The sequence below is a fragment of the Yoonia sp. D2-7 genome (genome assembly GCF_055809435.1).
On record NZ_CM147912.1, the window covers coordinates 455,583 to 477,119 of the forward strand.

General features: G+C 54.4%; 19 protein-coding genes and 1 tRNA gene. 11 read left to right on the plus strand and 9 right to left on the minus strand.

Annotated features, from left to right (window positions below; genetic code table 11):
- Positions 1–28: 28 nt before the first annotated feature.
- On the minus strand, positions 29–1,507 hold the full coding sequence (gene pdxR, locus AC0L7R_RS02080; RefSeq protein ID WP_473658596.1) for a MocR-like pyridoxine biosynthesis transcription factor PdxR: 1,479 nt from the start codon (positions 1,505–1,507) through the stop codon (positions 29–31).
- Positions 1,508–1,735: 228 nt separating this feature from the next.
- Positions 1,736–3,118 carry an aminotransferase family protein gene (locus AC0L7R_RS02085; RefSeq protein WP_348109195.1) on the minus strand — a complete coding sequence of 461 codons (1,383 nt, stop codon included), beginning with the start codon at positions 3,116–3,118 and terminating at the stop codon, positions 1,736–1,738.
- A gap of 453 nt (positions 3,119–3,571) precedes the next feature.
- Between AC0L7R_RS02085 and AC0L7R_RS02090 the strand changes: the two genes are divergently transcribed.
- From AC0L7R_RS02090 to AC0L7R_RS02110, 5 genes are all read left to right on the plus strand, one after another.
- Positions 3,572–4,573, plus strand: a complete 1,002-nt coding sequence (locus tag AC0L7R_RS02090) for a taurine ABC transporter substrate-binding protein (RefSeq protein WP_247127766.1) — start codon at positions 3,572–3,574, stop codon at positions 4,571–4,573.
- Positions 4,574–4,695: 122 nt separating this feature from the next.
- Positions 4,696–5,499, plus strand: a complete 804-nt coding sequence (locus tag AC0L7R_RS02095) for a taurine ABC transporter ATP-binding protein (RefSeq protein WP_348109193.1) — start codon at positions 4,696–4,698, stop codon at positions 5,497–5,499.
- Entirely contained in the window at positions 5,499–6,833 is a 1,335-nt protein-coding gene (locus AC0L7R_RS02100) for an ABC transporter permease subunit (protein ID WP_247127764.1), read from the plus strand. The genes AC0L7R_RS02095 and AC0L7R_RS02100 overlap by 1 nt, the downstream gene beginning before the upstream one ends.
- A 123-nt stretch (positions 6,834–6,956) precedes the next feature.
- A complete protein-coding gene (gene hisD, locus AC0L7R_RS02105) occupies positions 6,957–8,264 on the plus strand; it encodes a histidinol dehydrogenase (protein WP_473658597.1) in 1,308 nt (435 codons plus the stop codon).
- Between the two features lie 37 nt (positions 8,265–8,301).
- A complete protein-coding gene (locus AC0L7R_RS02110; RefSeq protein WP_473658598.1) occupies positions 8,302–8,820 on the plus strand; it encodes an NYN domain-containing protein in 519 nt (172 codons plus the stop codon).
- A 3-nt stretch (positions 8,821–8,823) separates the two neighbouring features.
- Here AC0L7R_RS02110 and uvrB read toward each other — a convergent pair whose 3' ends face one another.
- Entirely contained in the window at positions 8,824–11,031 is a 2,208-nt protein-coding gene (uvrB, locus tag AC0L7R_RS02115) for an excinuclease ABC subunit UvrB (RefSeq protein ID WP_473658599.1), read from the minus strand.
- A gap of 163 nt (positions 11,032–11,194) precedes the next feature.
- Between uvrB and AC0L7R_RS02120 the strand changes: the two genes are divergently transcribed.
- Positions 11,195–11,506, plus strand: a complete 312-nt coding sequence (locus AC0L7R_RS02120; RefSeq protein ID WP_348394158.1) for an ETC complex I subunit — start codon at positions 11,195–11,197, stop codon at positions 11,504–11,506.
- Between the two features lie 90 nt (positions 11,507–11,596).
- Entirely contained in the window at positions 11,597–12,538 is a 942-nt protein-coding gene (locus AC0L7R_RS02125; RefSeq protein WP_473658600.1) for an MYG1 family protein, read from the plus strand.
- 15 nt (positions 12,539–12,553) lie between these two features.
- Here AC0L7R_RS02125 and AC0L7R_RS02130 read toward each other — a convergent pair whose 3' ends face one another.
- The 3 genes from AC0L7R_RS02130 to AC0L7R_RS02140 all read right to left on the minus strand — a co-directional run bounded on the left by AC0L7R_RS02130 (position 12,554) and on the right by AC0L7R_RS02140 (position 14,776).
- Positions 12,554–12,985: a glyoxalase superfamily protein gene (locus AC0L7R_RS02130; protein WP_473658601.1), complete on the minus strand. Its 432-nt coding sequence runs from the start codon at positions 12,983–12,985 to the stop codon at positions 12,554–12,556.
- Positions 12,982–14,373 (minus strand): MATE family efflux transporter, encoded by a 1,392-nt coding sequence (locus AC0L7R_RS02135; RefSeq protein WP_473658602.1) that lies wholly within the window; start codon positions 14,371–14,373, stop codon positions 12,982–12,984. Before AC0L7R_RS02135 ends, AC0L7R_RS02130 begins: the two co-directional genes overlap by 4 nt.
- 326 nt (positions 14,374–14,699) lie before the next feature.
- Positions 14,700–14,776, minus strand: a tRNA-Arg gene (locus AC0L7R_RS02140).
- 124 nt (positions 14,777–14,900) lie between these two features.
- Here AC0L7R_RS02140 and AC0L7R_RS02145 point away from each other — a divergent pair.
- The gene (locus tag AC0L7R_RS02145; RefSeq protein WP_473658603.1) at positions 14,901–15,926 is read left to right on the plus strand and encodes a LacI family DNA-binding transcriptional regulator; all 1,026 of its coding nucleotides are present in this window, start codon (positions 14,901–14,903) and stop codon (positions 15,924–15,926) included.
- Here AC0L7R_RS02145 and AC0L7R_RS02150 read toward each other — a convergent pair.
- Entirely contained in the window at positions 15,923–16,720 is a 798-nt protein-coding gene (locus AC0L7R_RS02150; protein WP_473658604.1) for a PhyR family response regulator anti-anti-sigma factor, read from the minus strand. The genes AC0L7R_RS02145 and AC0L7R_RS02150 overlap by 4 nt on opposite strands.
- 108 nt (positions 16,721–16,828) lie before the next feature.
- Between AC0L7R_RS02150 and AC0L7R_RS02155 the strand changes: the two genes are divergently transcribed.
- From AC0L7R_RS02155 to AC0L7R_RS02165, 3 genes are read left to right on the plus strand one after another with little or no spacing between them, the layout of a single operon-like run.
- On the plus strand, positions 16,829–17,005 hold the full coding sequence (locus AC0L7R_RS02155) for a NepR family anti-sigma factor (protein ID WP_281501988.1): 177 nt from the start codon (positions 16,829–16,831) through the stop codon (positions 17,003–17,005).
- Positions 17,002–17,541: an RNA polymerase sigma factor gene (locus AC0L7R_RS02160; protein WP_247127726.1), complete on the plus strand. Its 540-nt coding sequence runs from the start codon at positions 17,002–17,004 to the stop codon at positions 17,539–17,541. Before AC0L7R_RS02155 ends, AC0L7R_RS02160 begins: the two co-directional genes overlap by 4 nt.
- 5 nt (positions 17,542–17,546) lie before the next feature.
- On the plus strand, positions 17,547–18,821 hold the full coding sequence (locus AC0L7R_RS02165; RefSeq protein WP_473658605.1) for a histidine kinase dimerization/phosphoacceptor domain -containing protein: 1,275 nt from the start codon (positions 17,547–17,549) through the stop codon (positions 18,819–18,821).
- Here the strand turns inward: AC0L7R_RS02165 and AC0L7R_RS02170 are convergent.
- Positions 18,818–20,125, minus strand: coding sequence for an FAD-dependent oxidoreductase (locus AC0L7R_RS02170; RefSeq protein ID WP_473658606.1), 1,308 nt, complete (start codon positions 20,123–20,125; stop codon positions 18,818–18,820). The two genes, AC0L7R_RS02165 and AC0L7R_RS02170, sit on opposite strands and share 4 nt — an antisense overlap.
- Entirely contained in the window at positions 20,122–21,513 is a 1,392-nt protein-coding gene (locus tag AC0L7R_RS02175; protein WP_473658607.1) for an aminotransferase, read from the minus strand. Before AC0L7R_RS02175 ends, AC0L7R_RS02170 begins: the two co-directional genes overlap by 4 nt.
- Positions 21,514–21,537: the final 24 nt, after the last annotated feature.

Here is a 21,537-nt window from a genome sequence, read left to right on the forward strand (position 1 = left end):
GCTATTCAGGCTTTTGCATACCCTAAAGTCACGCATGTCCCTTTTCTTCCAATGTCCGCAAGGCATCAGCAATGTGACCAATCCCCGCGGAAATCCGGCTGGCGGGGATAGAAGAATACGCAACGCGGAAATAGTTCTGCGGTGGATTGGTGCTGTGGAAGAACGGTGCGCCGGGTTCGATCAGGACACCCTTCGCCCGCAGAATGTCCGCAAGGTTTTGCGTGTCGATATGCGGTGCGGCTTTCATCCAGATCGAACTGCCACCAAACGTGCCTTGCCCCGCGACGGTAAGGCCGTTGTCGGCAATCGCCTGATCAATCACCATGCGCCGTTGTTCATACGCCTTGCTCATCCGGCGGACCAACGCGTCGTAATGGCCTAACGACAGGTAATAGGCGACGGTTCGCTGAATTTGGCCCGGTGGATGACGCAGGATCGAGGCCCGCAAAGCGCGTGCTTCGCGAATAAAGGGGGCGGGACCGACAAGGTAACCAAGCCTTAACCCCGGAAAGAGAGACTTCGAAAAAGAACCCACATAGATGACCCGCCCGTTCTGATCCAAGGATTTCAAAGACGGAGAGGGCGCCTTGAGAAAGGACATTTCGAATTCGTAGTCGTCTTCCACAATGAGAAAATCGTCGTCTTCTGCTTTTTGCAATAACGCTTTGCGTCGATCCAATGGCATCGTGCATGCGGTCGGGCAGTGATGGCTTGGCGTCGTGAACACAACATCGGTTCCGTCAGGAATGGCTTCCGGCGGCAGGCCGTCTTTGTCCACGGACACGGGGCTTAACTGGCAACTGGACTGCGTCAGGATCGTGCGTAAGGCGGGGTAGCTGGGGTCTTCGATGGCGGCGCGACGACGCGCGTTCAGCACAACCTGCGCCGTCAGCCAGAGCGCGTTTTGCGCCCCCATGGTGACAAGCACCTCTTCAGGCCCCGCGAGAATCCCGCGTCGCGGCAAGATTTGTCGCGCAATGAATTCAATCAGCTTCGGGTCGTCACGGTCATAGTAATCGGCCGTCATCGCGCTGAAGTCGCGTTTACCGAGCGCCTGAAGCGCACAGAGCCGCCAATTGGCGCTATCGAATAGGGTTGGATCGGTTTGACCGTAAATGAACGGATATTTGTAGCTAGCCCAATCTTTCGGTCGGTCCATATTAAACGCAGGCAGATGTTTGTGCCCGATCACGCGGCCCCAATCGACTGTACTATTGGGGGCCTGTTGGGCGGGGAACGCGGGTGGTTCAGGCGCATTTTCTGAAACGAAATAGCCGGATCGCCCTTTCGAAGTCAGGTAATCATCCGCAACCAATTCCGTATAGGCCAAGGTCACGGTAATGCGGCTGACACCAAGGTGTTGTGCCATGCGACGTGATGACGGTAGCCGTTCACCGGGGCGGAAACGACCGGCCAGAATACCCTGCGCGACCATCTGCTGAATGCGGGCTTGCAGCGTGCCTTCGGCATCGGAATCGAGAAAAAAGGTTTCGATGGAAATTGGCATGGAGATTCTTCTGGACCTAAGAGTCTGATCAGGGTGGACCCATTCAAGTTAACGAACAAGGTTATTTTGAAGGTCTGATTGGAAATGCTGCACATGAAACCTTCCCCGCGGGGAAGACGTGCGTCGTGCTTAGCAAAAGATGAATCCCTAGATGGTGTGGGAAGTGCACGATCTAGAAACGAAAAAGGGCACCGCAGATCGCGATGCCCTTGATGATGGCCTTAACCTTTAGCCCAGAACGCGCGTGATCGCCTGATCGACCGCATCGGTGACGTGATCGATGTCGTCTGGTGTGGCGATCAGGGCAGGTGCGAACAGCAAGGTGTTGTTGAAGCCCGGAAGCGATTTGTTGGTCGCCCCGATGATCACGCCTTGGTTCATGCAATCCGCAACGATAGCTGCGACCAGTTTTTCGTCGACTGGTTCTTTGCTGTCGCGATCTGTCACAAGTTCCGCGCCTGCAAACAGACCCATGCCACGCACGTCGCCGATCCAGCTGTGCTTTTCCATAAGTGCGTGAAGGTTGTTTTTCAGGTGTTCACCTGTGCGGACAGAGTTGCCGCGCAAATCTTCTTCTTCGATGATCAACATGTTCTCAATCGCCGCTGCAGGCCCCGCAGTACATCCACCGAAGGTAGAGATATCGCGGAACATCGACAGTTTGTCGGTGTCGTCTTTGAACTGGTCGAACACCGCGTTGGTTGTCACACAGCACGAGATCGCAGCGTAGCCAGATGCCACGCCTTTCGCCATTGTCACGATGTCTGGCTGCACGCCGAACTGCTGATAGCCAAACCACGTCCCCGTCCGGCCAACGCCGCAGACGACTTCGTCGATGTGGAGCAGGATTTCGTATTTGCGGCACAGTTCCTGCACGCCTTCCCAGTACCCAGTTGGCGCGACGATGATGCCGCCGCCTGCAGTGATTGGTTCGAGGCAGATGGACCCGATGGTGTCCGCGCCTTCGCGCAAGATGACGTCTTCGATGGCTTTCAGCGATGCGGCTGCATATGCTTCGCCAGTTGATCCGTCTTGGGACCGGTATTCAAGGCAATGCGGCACAGGAATGAAGCCCGGCGTGTATGGGCCGTATTGTGCATTGCGTTCTTCTTGGCCGCCCGCAGACAGGCACGCAATTGTTGTGCCGTGATAATCGCGTTCGCGGTAAAGGATCTTGGACTTTTTGCCGCCGTGATGCTTGTGGCTGATCTGGCGGACCATTTTGAAGGCTTTCTCGTTCGCCTCTGAGCCAGAGTTGGCGTAGTAGACCCGATCAAGACCCGGCATTTTGTCGATCAGCATTTCGGCAAAGTTCGCGCCCGGGATCGTGCCCATCGTGCCGCCGAAGAAGCACATCTTGGATACCTGATCAGCAATTGCTTTGCCGATACGTTCGCGTCCGTAGCCGACGTTGACGGTCCAAACACCGCCGGACACGGCATCGATATGTTCTTTGCCTTTGATGTCCCAAACCTTCAGGCCTTTGCCTTCGACGATGATGCGCGGATCAACGCCAGAATCGTATGGTTTGTGCTGGGAAAGGTGGTGCCACACATGAGCCCGGTCGGCTTCGACAACATGGCCTGGGTCATTGGAAAGCGTAAAGTCCATCGGGACACTCCTTATTTGTATGGGTTTCGGGTGCACGAATCCGTAGATTCTGCCATTGCCTCGTTTTCAGACATTGCGCCTAACTGTTGGTTTCTCAGTAGGGCCAGAGTTGGTGCAAGCATATATCCAGAATTGGTACGGAATGCGTCATCTGATCCGTGATTTGCACCAAGTTACTTAGAAAACTGGTACTTACAGCCAAAAATTCGCGAATTGCCGGTTTTCTGCCGTTTCCGCCTGATCGTTCGCGGCTGTTGACGGATCGGATTGTTCTGCTTTTGACTGCCCATTGCTACTGGGGGGTCAATTGCGAACGCCTTGGTGAACAACTTGTGTCCGCGAACGGGGGTGGTGAATTGCCCCTTTTCATGGTCATCTGAAAAATGACGAGGCGGGAAACACCTGTCCGGCAAACCGGTCTGCAGAAGGCCAACCAACGTGGAGAGAAACAAAATGAAACTTACCAACAAATTGATGAGCGCCGCTGCTGGCGTTGCAATGATGACTGGTGCAACGGCTGCGTTCGCAGACGGTCACGGTGAAATCACTGTCGGTTACTTCCTTGAGTGGCCAATGCCATTCCAGTTCGCAAAAGTGAACGGCACATACGATGAAGCGCTGGGCGCAAAAGTGAACTGGGTATCCTTCGATTCCGGTACTGCGATGTCCGCAGCTATGGCGTCTGGTGACGTGCAGCTGTCTGTATCCCAAGGTGTGCCGCCGTTCGTTGTTGCTGCATCCGCTGGTCAGGATCTGCAGATCCTCGACGTTGCTGTGTCTTATGCTGAAAACGACAACTGCGTTGTGTCTTCCGGTCTCGAAATCGACGCGTCTTCTGCGGCTGAACTGGCTGGCAAAAAAGTTGCTGTTCCGCTTGGCACCGCTGCGCACTACGGTTTCCTGCGTCAGATGGACCACTTCGGTGTAGATGTTGCATCTTTGGATGTTGTTGACATGGCGCCTGCTGATGGTGCTGCTGCGATCGCACAAGGCCAAGTCGACATGTCTTGCGGTTGGGGCGGTGCATTGAACCGCATGAAAGAGCACGGCAACGTGTTGCTGACAGGCGCAGAAAAAGAAGCACTCGGCATTCTTGTTTTTGACGTCACATCAGGTCCAGCCGACTTTGTCGCTGAAAACTCTGAAATGGTTTCCAAGTTCCTGAAAGTGACTGCAGACGCAAACGCGGCATGGGCATCTGGCGAAAACGAAGCTGAAATGCTGGCAGTGATCGCCAACGATTCCGGTATGGACGTTGAAGCGGCTGCTGCATCTTTGGCAACATTCGTTTTCCCAACAGTGGAAGAACAGCTGTCTGAAGCATGGCTTGGCGGCGCGGCACCTGCGTTCATGAAGGGCGTGGCTGATGTGTTCGTTGAATCTGGCTCTATCCCATCATCTTTGGATGACTACGCTGGCGCAGTGAACACTGGCCCATTGGCTGCTGCTCAATAAGCTAAACGGTAAGGGCGCGGCGCAAATGCTGCGCCCTTATTGCAAACGCAGGTCGCGATTTTTCATGACGAAATTCGGTAACAGCGAATTTTCTCAGGGAAAATAACAACAGGGAGCAGGATATGTCTGGTTTACAGATGGATAAAATATCCATGCGTTTTGATCTGCCAAATGGCAGCTCCGTCCAAGCATTAAAAGATGTGTCGCTTGATCTTAAGGCTGGCGAATTATTGTCGGTTCTTGGGCCGTCAGGGTGTGGTAAGACCACGCTTTTGAACATCGTCGCCGGGTTTTTGGCCCCGACAGAGGGCAAGATCGTCCTGAACGGAAACACCGTTCACGGTCCCGGTGCTGAACGCGGCATGGTGTTTCAGCAGGGCGCATTATTCGAATGGATGTCCGTGCGTGAAAACGTGGGCTTTGGTCCGAAAATGAAAGGCATGGCGGCTGGTCCGAAGCGCGAGATCGTGGATCATTTGCTGGATGTTGTCGGTCTTGGCGATTTCAAGGAAAAGGCCGTTTACGAATTGTCCGGCGGGATGCAGCAACGTGTTGCTTTGGCCCGCTGTCTGGCGAACGAACCTGATGTCATCTTGATGGACGAACCATTGGGTGCGCTTGACGCGCTGACCCGCGAAAAGATGCAGGGTCTGGTTCTGAAGCTGTGGAAAGAGACCGGTAAGACGATCATTCTGATCACGCACTCTGTTGAAGAAGCGCTGTTGTTGGGTGAACGCCTGCTGGTTATGGCACCACGTCCGGGCCGTATCCATAAAGAATACCGTTTGCCGTTCGCTGAGATGGGCGTCGATCAAGATCTGCGTGACGTCAAAAAGCACCCCCAATTTTCCGAGGTCCGTGAAGAGATCCTTGGGATGATTTGGGACATGGAAGAAGAAATCATGGGCCGGAAGGAGGGCGCGTAATGGGTATCATTTCACAACTCGGCGCTGAACTGGGCGCGGTCTTGGCCACGTTGTTTGGCGCGTTGCCGTATATCTTGGGCTACGTGCTGCTAATTTTGGCGTTCTCGTTCATCTGGCAGGCCGTCAAGCGGTTCCTGACCCCAAAAGCGGACTATGGTTCGTTGAAAACGGTGACTTTCGGGGACGAAAGCGCGGTCACGTCGAATTCTGTCGCATCGGTCGTTTCGATTGTTCTTATTTTCGTTTTGTGGGGGGCGTTTACGGGATCTAAACTGTTGCCGTCCTTTATGCATGCACCCGGTGCGTTCACCGGCGAAGGGTCGTTCACATACACGGTCACGACGCCAGACGGTCAGTCTGACGATGCGACTGTTTCGGTTATTGTATTCGAGACTGGCGCGCCTGTTGATGCACCTGACGTTGACCCCGGTGAAGGTTTTGCCAAGAACGACAGCATCGCGTTGGCTGCTTATCGGTCCGCATTGCTGCGCGTTGACGAGAACGATGAAATCGGTCGTGCCGAAGAAGCTACAGTGACGGCAATTAACGGTGAAGCGATTGAACCGGGCGGGTCTGTCAGCACCGACTTTGGTCGTGTGGAGCTGTCTGGGAAAGGCACACCAAACGTCTATCCATCAAAGGGTATACAGATGGAGCCAATCTGGCTGCCAGCACCTGAAGCCGTGTGGAGCCGTTTGACGGAAATCGCCACCGAAGGGTACCGGAATTCGACCTTGGCGGAACACCTTGGTTTCTCGCTTTTCCGCGTGATCGTGGGCTTTATCCTTGGTGCAATCGTCGGCATTCCGCTTGGTTATGCGATGGGGCTGTCGAACTGGTTCCGTGGCTGGTTTGACCCGATCGTGGAATTCATGCGCCCTGTGCCGCCGCTGGCTTTGATCCCGCTTGTGATCATCTGGGCGGGTATTGGTGAGGTTGGTAAGATCATCCTGCTGTTCCTCGCCGCCCTGTGGATCATGGCGATTGCCGCCCGGTCCGGTGTGTCTGGCGTCCGTATTTCCAAAGTGCATGCGGCCTATTCGCTGGGCGCATCGAAGTGGCAAATCATGCGGTATGTCATCATTCCGAACTCGCTTCCTGAAATCTTTACAGGTGCGCGTGTTGCGATGGGTGTCTGTTGGGGGACCGTTGTTGCGGCTGAATTGGTTGCTGCGGAAAAAGGGGCCGGCATGATGATTATGGTCGCGTCCAAGTTCCAATCGACGGACATCGTTCTAATGGGGATCATCCTGATTGGTGTCATCGGCTTTAGCATTGATATGCTGATGCGCTGGGCGGAACGCTGGTTGGTGCCTTGGAAGGGTAAAGGTTAACGCCCCCTCGGATTTCCTAAATCGGCTTTCAGCCAACCAAAACACATCAAGGCAAGGCGTTTTCACGCTTTGCCTTTTTGTTTGTCCATGGCCATGTGGCGCTGACACCTAAGGAGTTTCACGATGGCCGAGTATCTGAAAACCGCAAGCCGGACCGCCGAAGAAGACCATGCCGATGTCAGCGTTGCCGTGCGCGCGCTGTTGGATGAGGTTGCACAGGGCGGAGAGGCCGCAGCGACCGAATTAGCAAAACGGTTCGACAAATGGGATGGACCGATTGTTGCGACACGCGCCGATATCGATGCTGCCAAAGCAAACCTGCCGGAGCAGGTCAAAAAGGACATCCAATTCGCGCATGCCAATGTGAAAAGGTTTGCGCTGGCACAGCGCGAAACGATCGTCGACACCCAAGTCGAAATCATGCCGGGCCTGATTGCGGGGCAAAAGCAAATTCCGGTGAACGCGGCCGGTTGCTATGTTCCGGGTGGACGGTACGCCCATATTGCGTCTGCGATTATGACTGTGACGACGGCCAAGGCTGCTGGCGTTGGTCATGTCACCGCGTGTTCGCCGCCAACGCCAGGCAAAGGTATCCCCGATTCCATCCTGTATGCGATGGACCTGTGCGGCGCTGATACGATTTTGAACATGGGTGGTGTGCAGGCCGTTGCATCCATGGCGACCGGTTTGTTTGATCTGCCGAAGGCGGATATTCTGGTGGGTCCCGGTAACGCCTATGTCGCTGAAGCAAAACGCGTTTTGTTCGGTCAGGTGGGGATCGACATGGTTGCTGGTCCTACGGATTCGCTCGTGCTTGCTGACAGTTCTGCTGATCCCGAAATCGTGGCTGTGGACCTTGTGGGTCAGGCTGAACATGGCCCCAATTCACCGGTTTGGTTGGTGACAGATGATCGCGCATTGGCCGAAAAGGTGATCGCCCGCGTGCCCGCATTGATCGACGATCTGCCAGAGCTGAACGCAAACAGTGCTCGCGCTGCGTGGCGGGATTATGCCGAAGTGATCCTGTGCGAAGACCGCAATGAAATTGTCGCAGAATCCGACCGTATCGCGCCCGAACATTTGACCGTTATGTGCGCTGATCTGGATTGGTATCTGGATAGTTTGACGAACTACGGGTCGTTGTTTTTGGGTGAAGAAACGACAGTTGCCTTTGGTGACAAAGCGTCAGGTCCAAACCATGTTTTGCCGACTTCAGGTGCCGCGCGTTACACTGGTGGTTTGTTCGTTGGTAAGTTCATGAAAACAGTGACGTGGCAGCGATCAACACGCGACGCGGCCAAATCGGTTGCAGAGGCGACAGCGCGGATTTCGCGGATGGAGGGGATGGAAGGCCATGCCCGTTCTGCGGATATTCGTTTGGCAAAGTTCTTTCCGGATGAGACTTTCGATCTTGGCGCAACTGCGGACTAGGGTTGCATTCAGCGTGCCGCGTTGATTCAAGTGCGGCATGCTTTCTGATCTTCTTTTGCTTGCTCCGGCGGCGATCATCTTTGTCATACTTCTGCTGTTGCGACTGCGGGGGAGGGCGACAGATGCTGTGCCGTCCGATGACACTGCGCCGCGCAATGCGATTGTCGTCGATGGGTCTAATGTGATGCATTGGGGCGGCGATCCATCGCTAGGTGTTTTGGCGCGGGTTTTGCGAAGTCTTGAGATGGCGGGCTTCAGCCCTATCGTCTTTTTTGACGCAAATGTGGGGTATAAAGTGGGTGAACGCTACTATACTGAGGAAACGCTTGCCCCGCTCATCGGTGTCCCAATTGGCCATATTGTTGTCGTCGATAAGGGCGTTGTTGCAGACGAAATGATCTTGAAGTGCGCGACCGATCTTAGAGCGCGGATCGTGACGCAAGACAAATTTCGTGACTGGCGCGTCCGGTTCCCGCACGCCGCAAAGAAGGGGGTGCTGGTCAGCGGTAAATACACCAATGGCAATGTAAAATGGGCGCGACCATTGAAGGTCTAGCGCCTATTTCTTACCGCCATAGCGCGATTTACCGCCACGCATCCCGCCGCGACCGCCGGTACTGCGCCCAGATTTGACACCCGCTTCGACCACCGCTTTTTCGACGGCTTGCTGCCGCGCAAGCGGATCATCCGACACGGCAAGATCGACCGCTTCGAGGCGTTTGACCTCGTCACGCAGGCGCGCCGCTTCTTCGAATTCGAGGTTCTCAGCCGCCTTGCGCATGTCGGTCCGCAGCCCGTCGAGAACGGTTTGCAGGTTTCCGCCCGCAAGCGGATTGTCGATTTTGGCGGTGACGCGGTTCATGTCGGCGTCGCCTTTGTACAGACCCGCAAGAATGTCTTCGACGTTCTTCTTGACGGTCATCGGCGTGATGCCGTGTTCTTCGTTGTAGGCCTGTTGTTTGGTGCGACGGCGCTCGGTTTCTTTCATCGCACGTTCCATCGAACCGGTGATCCGGTCGGCGTACATGATCACGCGTCCTTCCGCGTTTCGTGCCGCACGACCGATGGTCTGAACTAGCGACGTTTCAGAACGCAAGAAACCTTCTTTATCGGCGTCTAAGATCGCGACGAGCCCACATTCGGGAATGTCGAGACCTTCGCGCAAAAGGTTAATGCCGATGAGCACGTCGAAAGCGCCAAGCCGCAGATCCCGCAGGATTTCGATCCGTTCAATCGTGTCGATATCGGAGTGCATATAGCGGACACGAATGCCCTGTTCATGCATGTATTCGGTTAGGTCTTCGGCCATGCGTTTGGTCAGCGTGGTGCACAGCGTACGGTAGCCATCGGCGCTGACTTTACGGACCTCGTCGAGTAGATCGTCGACCTGCATTTCGACGGGTCTGATCTCAATTTTCGGGTCAATTAGTCCAGTAGGACGGATGATTTGTTCAGCAAACACACCTCCGGCTTGATCCAGTTCCCATGCGGATGGGGTCGCCGAGACAAAGACAGACTGCGGGCGCATGGCGTCCCATTCTTCGAATTTCAGCGGGCGGTTGTCCATACAGGACGGCAGCCGGAACCCGTGTTCGGCCAGCGTCATTTTGCGTCTAAAGTCACCCTTATACATACCGCCGATTTGCGGGACGGACACGTGGGATTCATCCGCAAACACGATGGCATTGTCAGGGATAAATTCGAAAAGGGTGGGCGGCGGTTCGCCCGGCGCGCGGCCTGTTAGATAGCGCGAATAGTTTTCGATGCCGTTACAGACGCCCGTCGCCTCAAGCATTTCGAGGTCGAAGTTTGTCCGCTGTTCCAGCCGCTGTGCTTCCAACAATTTGCTGTCGGCGACCAACTGGTCCAAGCGCATGCGTAGTTCTTTTTTGATCCCAACAACAGCTTGCTGCATGGTTGGTTTCGGCGTTACGTAGTGTGAGTTCGCATAGATGCGGACCTTTTCGAAGGTGCCAGTTTTTTGGCCCGTCAAAGGGTCAAATTCTGTAATGCTTTCCAGTTCTTCGCCAAAGAACGACAGTTTCCATGCTTTATCATCAAGGTGGGCTGGCCACACTTCGAGACTATCGCCACGCACACGGAAACAACCACGCTGGAATCCCTGATCGTTGCGGCGATATTGCTGGGCCACTAGGTCGGCGATGATACCGCGCTGATCGTAGCTTTGGCCGACGTAGATATCCTGCGTCATGGCCCCATATGTTTCGACGGACCCGATACCGTAGATGCAAGACACGGAGGCCACGATGATCACATCATCGCGTTCTAACAGCGCACGCGTGGCCGAATGGCGCATACGGTCAATTTGTTCGTTAATCTGACTTTCTTTTTCGATGTAAGTGTCTGATCGCGCAACGTAGGCTTCCGGTTGATAGTAGTCATAATAACTTACGAAATACTCAACGGCGTTTTCGGGAAAGAACCCTTTGAATTCGCCGTATAATTGGGCCGCAAGTGTTTTGTTCGGGGCCAGAATAATCGCAGGACGCTGGGTTTCTTCGATGACCTTTGCCATCGTGAATGTTTTGCCGGTACCGGTGGCGCCCAACAGCACTTGGTTCTGTTCACCAGACAGCACACCTTCGGACAATTCTTTGATCGCGGCGGGCTGATCGCCGGCTGCATCGAATTCGGTCACGAGCTTAAACCGTTGACCGCCCTCAAGTTTTTCCCGCGTCCGCACATCCGGAGCAGGGTTCGCCATGAAGGGCATATCGGGCGATTTGTCGGTCTGGGCGTACGGCATTGGGGGCTCCTTGCGGGATACCATACATTTGGCGTTTCGCAGCAAAGCTTCAACCCCTGATTGGGGAGTGATGCCACGCGACAGAGTTCGTTAATCCCATTGATCGGGAAACCTTGCATTATCCGCCCGATTTTTACATAAGTCGGCCATCAAGGAGATCCTCATGCGTGCACGTATTTTTAAGCCTGCGAGAACAGCCATGTCATCCGGCACGGCAAAGACCCGTCATTGGGTTTTGGAGCATGTAAACGAGACTGGTCGCGACGTTGACCCGTTGATGGGATGGACGTCGTCATCGGATACGCAAGCGCAAGTGCGCCTGACGTTCGATTCGAAAGAAGCCGCCCTTGATTACGCAAAAGACCACGGAATCGACGCGGTCGTACAAGAACCAAAACCCCGCAAGGCGAATGTGCGCCCCGGTGGTTACGGCGAAAACTTTGCGACAAACCGTCGTGGGGCTTGGACCCACTAAGCGGTTCCTCCCCCATCGCTATCCGAAGGCGGCCAATTCGGTCGCCTTTTTTCATTCTGACTGATCAATATCGACCCTGCGGAGCTATCAATGACCATCACACATCTTGTCACCCATTCCGGCGGTTTTCACGCGGATGAGTTGATGTCCTCGGTCATTTTGACCCGCCTGTTTCCGGATGCGACGCTAATTCGCACCCGCGACAAAGCCTGGATCACACCGGGCGAGGACAAGATCATTTATGATGTCGGTGGTGACTATGACGCCGCCGCCCAGATCTTCGATCATCACCAACGGCCTAGCCCATTGCGCGAAGACGAGCAGCCATTCAGTTCGTTTGGTCTGATATGGAAGCATTTCGGGTCCGACTATCTGGCCGCGCTGGACGTTCCAGAGGCTGATATTGAACTGGTTCATGCGACTGTTGATACCAAGTTCGTGCTGCCGATTGATCTGCTGGACAATGGCGCGATGGAGCCTTCGGTTGCGGGTCCTTTGTCTGTTCTGACGTTGCCAAGCCTTCTGGGCAGTCTGAAACCGGTTTTTGATGATACGTCTCCGACTGCTGATGATGATGCATTCCATAACGCTTTGCCGATTGCGCGCAGTTTCGTTGAAGCGTTTGTCGCGAACATTGCCGCGAAATACCGCGCCACTGGAATCGTCGAAGCCGCAATTGAAGCAGCTGGCGAATCCGAAATTCTTGAACTGCCGATGGGTATGCCTTACCGGTCGACATTGCTTAAAATGGAAGCGGATCACATTCTGTTCGTTGTTAATCCGCGTGGCGGTGACTGGACGTTGAATGGAATCAAACTGTCCCATGACACCTTTGATCAGCGCGCTGATCTTCCTGCGTCATGGGCTGGTCTGACCGATGCAGCGCTTGAAGCTGCGACAGGTGTTCAGGGGGCAAAGTTCTGCCACAACGCCCGTTTCATTGCCGTTGCGAATAGCCGTGATGCGATCATGGAAATGGCTGAAATTGCAGTTAAAGAAGCATCGCAGGCGGTCGCTGAACCGACCGCCTGAAACAAAGGGACGCATTTACCAGAGGTCGATTTGAAGCTGGGCCTGCCCGTCGCTAGTGCGTTCGGCTGAATGACCTTTAGGGCCAACAACACCCCGAATACGCGTGCGAAAATTCGTGAAGCTATCGGAGGTCACGACGTCAACGGGTTCATCCAGCTGTAGTTCCAGTTCGTGCCAGCCGGGCCTAACTACCGAAGCGGCGATCACCTGTGCCGTGAAAGGTTGTGACAAATACGTGCCCTTAACGGTGTCACCGTTGGCCCATCCTTTCGGCGGTTCGTTTCCGATAGCCGCGAACATGGTGTTCCAATCGCGGTAACCATATTGGTGAGCGATAAACTCAAGCGATTTGGCATGCCCGATTGGCGTCCCATCGGCGGTCATCTTTGTGCGTAAACGCTTTGCCTGTTCTTTCGCTTGCGCTGCTGATGGAAGTTGCGTGTTCATAGTGGTGCTCCTTCATTCGTGTGGAATAGACCCCATTTGAGGGGCTGTGTGCGTGCGACGTTCCAGAGAATGAATGCTGTCAGGCATAACAGCATCATTTCTGCGACGGGGCCCGCGTACCAAATCCCTTTTTCACCAAAGAAGATCGGCAAGGCGAACGTCAAAGGGATCGCAAAGGCGTAAGGTTTGGTCAGCCCTAAGATTGCGGCTTTGGTGGCAGATCCGATAGCCTGAAAATAGGAGGCGACCATCATCAATGGGCCGACCGCGAAGAAGACACTCGTCATTATCGGCAGAATGCGGGTGACTTCGGCGATGACAGCGTGATCGTCCACAAATGCGCGTGCGATTTGGGTTGGTATGGTCATCACGATGATTTGCACGGTGCTGCAATAGGCAAACGCGGCCCAAAGCGCCACGCGCAGGCTGGCGTCGGATCGTTTCCAAAGTGCTGCCCCGTAATTGTTGCCCGTGATGGTTTGCATCGCGAAAGACAGCCCTAGAAGGGGCAAAAAGGCAAATGTGATGACCCGCGTGATGATCCCATAGGCCGTAATCGTATCGGCGTAGCCGGGCCGACCGACCCACTGAAGCGCGCTGATAATTGCCGCAGACCCCAGCGCCAAACCGATGAAATTCAGGCTTTGTGGCGCGCCCAATGCAAGGATGCGTGCCCATTTCCCGTACATCGAATGCGACAGCAACGTTGCAGGCCGTAAAGGGGTGTCGCCGACAAAACGAAATGTTGTGATAATGCAAAAGGCAAGGGCTTGCGCGGCGGCTGTCCCGTAGGCTGATCCCGCGACGCCCATGTCCAAAATCGCAATCAAAACATAGTTGAACACGATATTGGCAACGGACACCAGCAGGCTCATCGCTGCCATGAAACCTACGCGCCCTTCGTTCCGCAATGCGTCAGAATTCACCGACAGGACGAACAATAGCGGCGCGAAAAAGACTGTGATCCGCAGGTAGGTCAAACCCATTTCTGCAAGTGTTTCGGACCCGCCTGCGGTGCGTAAGGCGACGGGCTTGCCCAACAAAATAAACAACCCGATCAGAACAGCGCCCAACGCAATCGCAAGTCCATGTGCCCCCGCAAACGTCGCCCGCGCATTTTCCATATCGTTGGCCCCAAGCGCCCGAGCCAACAGGCTGGACATCCCGTTTGCCACAAGCGTGGAAAGTGCCACAATCAACATATAAATAGGGAACATCAGGGTAACAGCCGCCAATGCATCGGGTCCCACATGGATTCCCAAAAACAATGCGTCGGCCACCGACAACAACCCGTTCATACCCATTACAAAAATGATCGGCAGCGCGGTTTTGAGGTAGACGGAACCAAGTGGTCCATCGGTAAATGAATTCGTAGGGGTATCTGTCATATCCCGTATCTCTCTTGCCTGATCGCGCAGTTTAAGATGGGACCCGCATTACCATCCGCGCGATGTGCGGAAAGAGGTAGATAGAGATTTACACCGTAGAACTTAACCAAGACAAACGTCAGCGGGAGGCAGGTGTCTACAACCTGCCGTTGGGTTATTGTGAAAATCTTGGCACGTCAAGCCGCTGTCATTCGATAGGCTTTGTGAGAGCGGCACGTGGTAATCCACTTCGTCCAATGGCTGTGCGGCGCCGAGTGCGCAACTGGTAATGACCTATCGCGTCGGCGCGCGGGGAATTCGTGCGGAAACCTGATTTAGGATTTGTCTGGTGACCCCGGCAGGATTCGAACCTGCAACCTGCCCCTTAGGAGGGGGCTGCTCTATCCAGTTGAGCCACGGGGCCTTGCTGTGATCCTTGCCGCGCTTTTCATGGATGGTCAACGGGGAACCACGTTTGGTGACCTATCCCTTGGACAAGCCCACTGAGAATGTCTAACAAGGGATAACGATACTATCAGGATCACACCGTGAACCCACCACCACGCCGCCCGCTTACCCTTCGTGATGTGTCTGAGGCCTCTGGCGTCAGTGAAATGACTGTTAGTCGCGTTCTGCGCAATAAAGGGGACGTGAGTGCTGCGACCCGAACAAAAGTTCAGGAAGCTGCGAAGCGTTTGGGGTACGTGCCCAACAAGATCGCCGGATCTTTGGCATCGAGCCGTGTTAATCTGATCGCCGTTGTTATCCCGTCGCTTAGCAACATGGTTTTTCCAGAAGTGCTGTCTGGCATTTCGGAACGGTTGGAAAGCACAGGTCTGCAACCCGTTGTCGGCGTCACGGACTACCTTGTTGAAAAAGAAGAACAAGTTCTGTTTGAAATGCTGAGCTGGCGTCCGTCTGGTGTGATTATCGCGGGCTTGGAGCATTCCGAAGCGTCAGAAGCGATGTTGCGCCAAGCTGGCATTCCGGTTGTTGAGATTATGGACGTTGATGGTGTTCCAATCGATGCCTGTGTCGGGATTTCGCACCGTCGTGCCGGTCGGATGATGGCAGAACAGATCATTGGTGCCGGTTACAAACGTATTGGTTTCATGGGGACCAAAATGCCGCGAGATCACCGTGCGCGTAAACGTTTCGAAGGTTTTACGCGGACGCTGGCCAAAGCCGGTATCGAGATTGCGGATCAGGATTTCTATTCGGGTGGTTCTGCCTTGGCAAAGGGTCGCGAGATGACCCAGGCCATGTTGGAGCGCACCCCTGACGTCGATTTTCTATATTTTTCGAACGACATGATCGGGGCTGGTGGTCTGCTTTATCTTCTGGAGAAGGGGATCGACGTGCCGGGCCAGATTGGTCTTGCTGGGTTTAACGGCGTGGAATTGCTGGATGGCTTGCCGAAGCAGTTGGCGACGATGGATGCCTGCCGGAAAGAGATTGGTCAGACCGCGGCCGAAATGATTGCAAAGCACTACGCAGATGGTCCTGACAGCTATGAACGGCGGGTCGAGCTGGAACCAAAGCTGGCGCTGGGTCAAACCCTGCTGCGCCGTTAAGGTTTCGCCAGAAGTACCGTCGTTGCAAAGAACATCGCCTGTGATACGGCTGATGTAACGTGGCTTTCGTTGTAAGGTTTCGATATGAGGAATGCGGGTTCTGGCCGGTTGCCGGTCAAAAGCCGTTCTGGGAAAGCCGTGATGAAAATGACAGGCACCCCGCCAAATTCTTTCATCAGGTCATGCGTCGCATCAATGCCTGACGACCCGTCTGCCAGTTGAATATCAGCAAGAATGAGGTCCGGCTTCGTTTTTTTGCCAAGCTTGACGGCCTCTTCTCGTGTACGCCCAACGCCAGTCACACGGTGGCCTGCGAGTTCCACGATCCGCGAAAGGTCTGATGCAATAATAGGTTCGTCTTCGATGATCAGGATGAGCCCTTCGGACAACCGTTTCATGTCCGACTTGGCTTGCGCGATCAGCGAGTGAACAGTTTCGATATCCGTATCGAGGATAATGCTGACCTGATGCGAGGTGAATTCTTCGATGGTGCTCAACAGAAGGGCTTCGCGAGAATCGGGTGCAAGATCGGCAAGCCGTTTCTGCGCGTGCGCATGGTCGCCTTGATCGATTGCCGATGGGGCGGTCGCCATCGCGGTCCATTGCTGGTGAAAAATCCTAAAAACAGCCACACGCAGCGGTGTATCAGCTATTAGTGCTGTCCGGTCGTTGAGTATTCTTTGAAGGGTTTCGTAAGCCAGATCATCGCCGCTGGCCTGTGCCCCTGTAAGTGCGCGTGCATATCTGCGGAGGTAGGGTAATTCTATCGTGAGTTGGTCCGCAAGATCGTGCATAGTTCGACATCCGTTTATTCTTTAGTAGCTGGTAGGGAACAAAGTTAGCTGCAACGTTGTTGAGTTTGTATAGAGTAATGCCATTCCCTATGAGAAAGCCAGTAAATCATGTCAGAGGATGACCACGACCCATTACGGGGTGACGTCGATGCCCTGATAGATCAAAACTTAAAACTTATGTACCAAGAGCTTTTGAAAGAGAGCCTCCCGGACCGTTTTCAAGACCTTCTCGCCGTTATTCGGGCAGAGGATCAGTTGAACGCGAAAAAGGATGGCGACGCATGAGCGACACATATCGCGATGAACTGATCAGCCATTTGCCGGCATTGCGCGCGTTTGCAATCAGTTTAACACGGTCCAGATCAGCAGCGGATGACGCTGTGCAAGACGCGGTTCTTAAGGCGCTGGTTAATTTCGACAAATATGAACCCGGAACGAATATGAGGGCTTGGCTGTTCACCATTTTGCGGAACACATATTATTCGTCTCGTCGGAAATACCACCGTGAAGCCAGCGATCCTGATGGTTTGTTGACAGCCGGTTTGGCGGTGAAACCGGATCATGATGGTCGCCTGCAGTACAATGACTTCATGAAAGCGTTCAGCCAGCTTCCTGATGACCAACGCGAAGTGCTTATTTTGGTCGGGGCGTCCGGATTTTCCTATATCGAAGTGGCTGAAATGACGGGTGTGGCATTGGGCACCGTGAAAAGTCGTGTGAACCGTGCCCGTGCGCGCATTGCCGAGATTTTAGAATTGGGCGACGGACCGATAGAGTTGACCGATAAATCAACGATTGCAGTCGTTTCGCGAAGCCTTTGAAACGCATGGTTTTTCGACCGTCAGATGCTCTGGTTGATCGTTACGGGCGACCGGTGGTCATTGCCGCGTTGTTGTTTGTCGTGGCCCTTTTCGCGACCTTCTATGTGGGCGCAACGCATCGGCAGGATAACGCGATTGCGTTCGCGAAAGTGCATAGCTTGCTCGTTGCAACGACGCTTGAGAAAGAACGCGGTGACATCAATGTGGTCAGCGAAGCGGGGCAAGGTGACGGGCTGTTGCACCTCGGGCTGTATGGTCGTGATGGCGAATGGATCAGTGGCGATACGTTCGAATTCGATCTTGATAGCGCTGTTCTTGAGCCGACCGTCCTGTCAGAAAGGCCGACCATTGTGATCGGGGTGCCTGCTGCTGATGACGTCTTCATTGCAGAATGGGACCGTACGCTGATCTTGCCGCAAACCTGGCGATTGGATCGTTATGCGTTTCTGAGTATTGCGAGTTTGCTTGCGATTTTCACGGGTCGTGCAGTTTGGCATGATCGATCAGCGCGCCAGACCAAGCAGTTGCGCCGCCGGATGAGCCGGTTCTTGCAGACCGGTGAACATCAGCCTCAAACATCGACCACCCACATGTCAGCTGACCTTGCGCGGTTATATGCTGCCTTCGACAAAATGGCCGAAAGCAGCGTGGCCGATGTTGAAAAAGCTAAACAGTCGACTGCTGAAAAGTACGTTTTAATCCGTGAAGTGCATCATCGCGTGAAGAACAATCTTCAAATGATGTCGTCGATCCTAAGTATGCATCTTCGCGACACAAAAAATCCCGAAATGATCAGCGTTCTTCGGCGCATACAAGATCGGGTGATTAGCTTGGCTACGGTCCATGCTGATTTGTATCAATCCAGCACGGCGGGGGCAGTGCCAGTCGCACCTTTGCTGAATGAAATCGTGGATCGCGTGGAACAGGTTGCCCGATCACTTGGCCAATCCCTGACTATTTCACGCGATATTTCGGAGGCAAATTTACTGCCCGATCAAGCAGTTCCGCTGTCATTGCTGACGGCTGAAGCATTGAATATCGCTTTGAAGGACGTCGTGCCAACAGGCCAAGTTCCTGAAGTTTTGCTGTTGTCGTTCCGCGCTGGCAACCGATGTGTGCTGTCAGTGGAAATCCGAGATCGAAACCTAAAAGAAGCCACGCCCGCGAGCATCGGCCAGCAATTACTGGAAGCGTTTGCGACGCAATTGCATGCAGATTTTACGCGTACCCGCGACGCTGACCTTCTGCGGTTCACTTTCAGTTTTGAAGTTGTCGCTTAAAGGCGGTCTCTTAAGCTGTAATAGATCATCGCCGCTGCGAGCAACGGCGCGCGCAGTCGCGATCCCCCAGGGAATGCTGTTGTAGGAACCGACGCCATAAGGTCAAATTTTTCGGCCTGTCCTGCGATTGCATCAGCTGCGATTTTTCCGCCCAATGTCGCCATCGCAACGCCGTGCCCCGAATATCCGCTGGCCGTGAGCACATTGCCAGCCAGTCGGGCAAAGTGGGGCATTCTGTTCATCGTGATCCCAAGGGTGCCGCCCCAAGCATAGTCTATTTTTACGTTCTTTAGTTGGGGAAAAATTTCAGACATCGGTTTGCGGACAGTTGCCGCAATGTCTTTGGGGAAGCGGTAACCGTAGCTTTCGCCGCCGCCGAACAGCATGCGATTGTCATCGGACAAGCGGAAATAATTGATAACAAATTTACTGTCCGCGACGGCGTGATTATACCGGATCAGGTTTTTGGCTGTATGATCATCAAGCGGTTCTGTCGCGGCGATGAAGTTGTTGATCGGCATGACCTTTTTGGCGACCTTGCCATCTAAAGCGCCAAGGTATCCGTTACAGCCAAGCACTACATAAGTCGCTGAGATATCAGCATGTTCCGTCGCGATTTTGGCAGGCGTTCCGTGCGACAAGTTGGTTACTTTGCTGTTTTCGAAAATGCGCACGCCCCCCGATTGCGCCGCTCGCGCAAGGCCTATTGCATAGCGCAACGGATGAATGTGGCCGCTGCCTATATCCAACGTGCCACCGTAATATGCTGGCGACCCGACGTGATCGCGCATTGCGTCGCGATCCAGTGTCGTGACCTGCGTGTAGCCGTAAACGCGTTCCAGATGCGCTGCATATTCGTGGTAATCGGGCACAAAGCGGGCGCGATGGGCTGCTTCGATGATGCCGTCATGGAACGGTACATCCATGTCGTGTTGCGTGATCAGGTCTTTGACGAGTTGAACGGAGTCGAGCGATAGGTCCCACAACGCTTTCGCGGGGCCCATGCCGACCATTTTTTCCACGCTGTCCATTTCGACGCGCTGACCGGTCGCGACCTGACCGCCATTGCGTCCCGATGCGCCGAAGCCGACGCGCTGTGCCTCTAGTAGGACGACATCGTATCCTTTTTCCGCCAAGTGCAAGGCCGCAGACAGACCCGTGTAGCCGCCGCCAACGACGCATACATCGCAAGTGATCGCGCCCTTCGCCGTTGGGAAGGGCGGAAGTTGAGGCGCGGTCGCGGCGTAGTAAGACGCGGGATATGCGCCCTGCGTGTCGTTGGCTGTGAGCAGATCAAGCTTCACGCGGTCATGTGCCCTTCGGATTTCGCCCAAGCGTATGTTTCATCAAGCGACTGCACCGCGCGATCGATCAAAGTGTCGATTTCGTCCTTCTTGATCACAAGCGGCGGCGAAATAATCATGCGGTCGCCCACGTGACGCATGACCAATCCGTTTTCAAAGCAACGCGTCCGGCAATAATACCCCATCGCACCGGGTGTTTTGAACGCAGCGCGGCTTTCTTTATGCGGTGTCATGGCGACCGAAGCCATCATCCCCTTGATCGAGGCTTGGCCAATCAGCGGGTGTTCGGTCAGCGCTTCCCATTTCTGTTTCAGGTATGGCGCGGTTTCGTCGCGAACGGTTTCGACGATACGTTCCTCTTCCAAGATACGCAGGTTTTCCAATGCAACGGCCGCAGACACAGGATGGCCTGAATAAGTGTATCCGTGGTTAAAATCGCCAGCATTGTTGATCACATCGGCGACTTCATCACAGACCAATGATCCGCCAATCGGCGCATATCCGGACGACAGACCTTTGGCGATTGTCATGATATGCGGCTTGATGTTGTAGGTTGTGGACCCGAACCATTCGCCGGTGCGTCCAAAACCGCAGATTACTTCATCCGCGATCAATAGGATGTCATGCGCGTCACAAATGCGCTGAATTTCAGGCCAGTAGGTTTCAGGTGGAACGATCACGCCGCCAGCACCTTGCACGGGTTCCGCGATGAATGCCGCGATTTTGTCTTCGCCGTAGTGGGCAATTGCGGCCTCGAGCTGGCGCGCACGTTCAAGGCCGAATTCCTCGGGTGACATATCACCACCTTCGGCCCACCAGTTTGGCTGATCAATGTGATGCACGTCGGGGATCGGCAGTCCGCCCTGTTGGTGCATCGGAATCATGCCACCAAGGCTTGCGCCACCTAAAGTCGAACCGTGATACCCGTTTTTGCGGCTGATGATGATCTTTTTCTCGGGCTGGCCTTTCGCAGACCAATAATGGCGCACCATCCGGATGTTCGTGTCGTTGGCTTCAGACCCAGAACCCGCGTAAAACACATTGTTGAACCCGTCAGGTGCAAGTTCGGCCAGCTTCGCAGACAGGGCGATCACAGGCACATGTGTCGTCATGAAAAAAGTATTGTAGTAGGGCAGTTCACGCATCTGGCGCGATGCGGCTTCGGCCAGTTCATCACGTCCATAGCCAATATTCACGCACCAGAGGCCGGCCATCGCATCAAGCAATGTTTTACCTTCACTGTCTGTTAGCGTGACACCTTTTGCAGAGGTAATGACCCGTGCACCTGCGGCAGCCAGTTCTGCGCCGGCGGTAAATGGATGCATGTGATGGGCTGCATCAAGTGCCTGCAATTCGGCAGTCGGCATATGGTTTGAGATCTTATTCATCAGATGCATCCTATTTGGGCTGGG

Coding starts and splice junctions, on each gene's coding strand:
- AC0L7R_RS02150 (WP_473658604.1), bottom strand. CDS start 16,720: ATGCACGATCTTGCGGACCAACTCACGATAGAATTACCCTACCTCCGC.
- hisD (WP_473658597.1), top strand. CDS start 6,957: ATGGCCGAGTATCTGAAAACCGCAAGCCGGACCGCCGAAGAAGACCAT.
- AC0L7R_RS02160 (WP_247127726.1), top strand. CDS start 17,002: ATGAGCGACACATATCGCGATGAACTGATCAGCCATTTGCCGGCATTG.
- AC0L7R_RS02100 (WP_247127764.1), top strand. CDS start 5,499: ATGGGTATCATTTCACAACTCGGCGCTGAACTGGGCGCGGTCTTGGCC.
- AC0L7R_RS02155 (WP_281501988.1), top strand. CDS start 16,829: ATGTCAGAGGATGACCACGACCCATTACGGGGTGACGTCGATGCCCTG.
- AC0L7R_RS02125 (WP_473658600.1), top strand. CDS start 11,597: ATGACCATCACACATCTTGTCACCCATTCCGGCGGTTTTCACGCGGAT.
- pdxR (WP_473658596.1), bottom strand. CDS start 1,507: ATGCCAATTTCCATCGAAACCTTTTTTCTCGATTCCGATGCCGAAGGC.
- AC0L7R_RS02085 (WP_348109195.1), bottom strand. CDS start 3,118: ATGGACTTTACGCTTTCCAATGACCCAGGCCATGTTGTCGAAGCCGAC.
- AC0L7R_RS02130 (WP_473658601.1), bottom strand. CDS start 12,985: ATGAACACGCAACTTCCATCAGCAGCGCAAGCGAAAGAACAGGCAAAG.
- AC0L7R_RS02095 (WP_348109193.1), top strand. CDS start 4,696: ATGTCTGGTTTACAGATGGATAAAATATCCATGCGTTTTGATCTGCCA.
- AC0L7R_RS02165 (WP_473658605.1), top strand. CDS start 17,547: ATGGTTTTTCGACCGTCAGATGCTCTGGTTGATCGTTACGGGCGACCG.
- AC0L7R_RS02110 (WP_473658598.1), top strand. CDS start 8,302: ATGCTTTCTGATCTTCTTTTGCTTGCTCCGGCGGCGATCATCTTTGTC.
- AC0L7R_RS02090 (WP_247127766.1), top strand. CDS start 3,572: ATGAAACTTACCAACAAATTGATGAGCGCCGCTGCTGGCGTTGCAATG.
- AC0L7R_RS02120 (WP_348394158.1), top strand. CDS start 11,195: ATGCGTGCACGTATTTTTAAGCCTGCGAGAACAGCCATGTCATCCGGC.
- AC0L7R_RS02175 (WP_473658607.1), bottom strand. CDS start 21,513: ATGAATAAGATCTCAAACCATATGCCGACTGCCGAATTGCAGGCACTT.
- AC0L7R_RS02135 (WP_473658602.1), bottom strand. CDS start 14,373: ATGACAGATACCCCTACGAATTCATTTACCGATGGACCACTTGGTTCC.
- uvrB (WP_473658599.1), bottom strand. CDS start 11,031: ATGCCGTACGCCCAGACCGACAAATCGCCCGATATGCCCTTCATGGCG.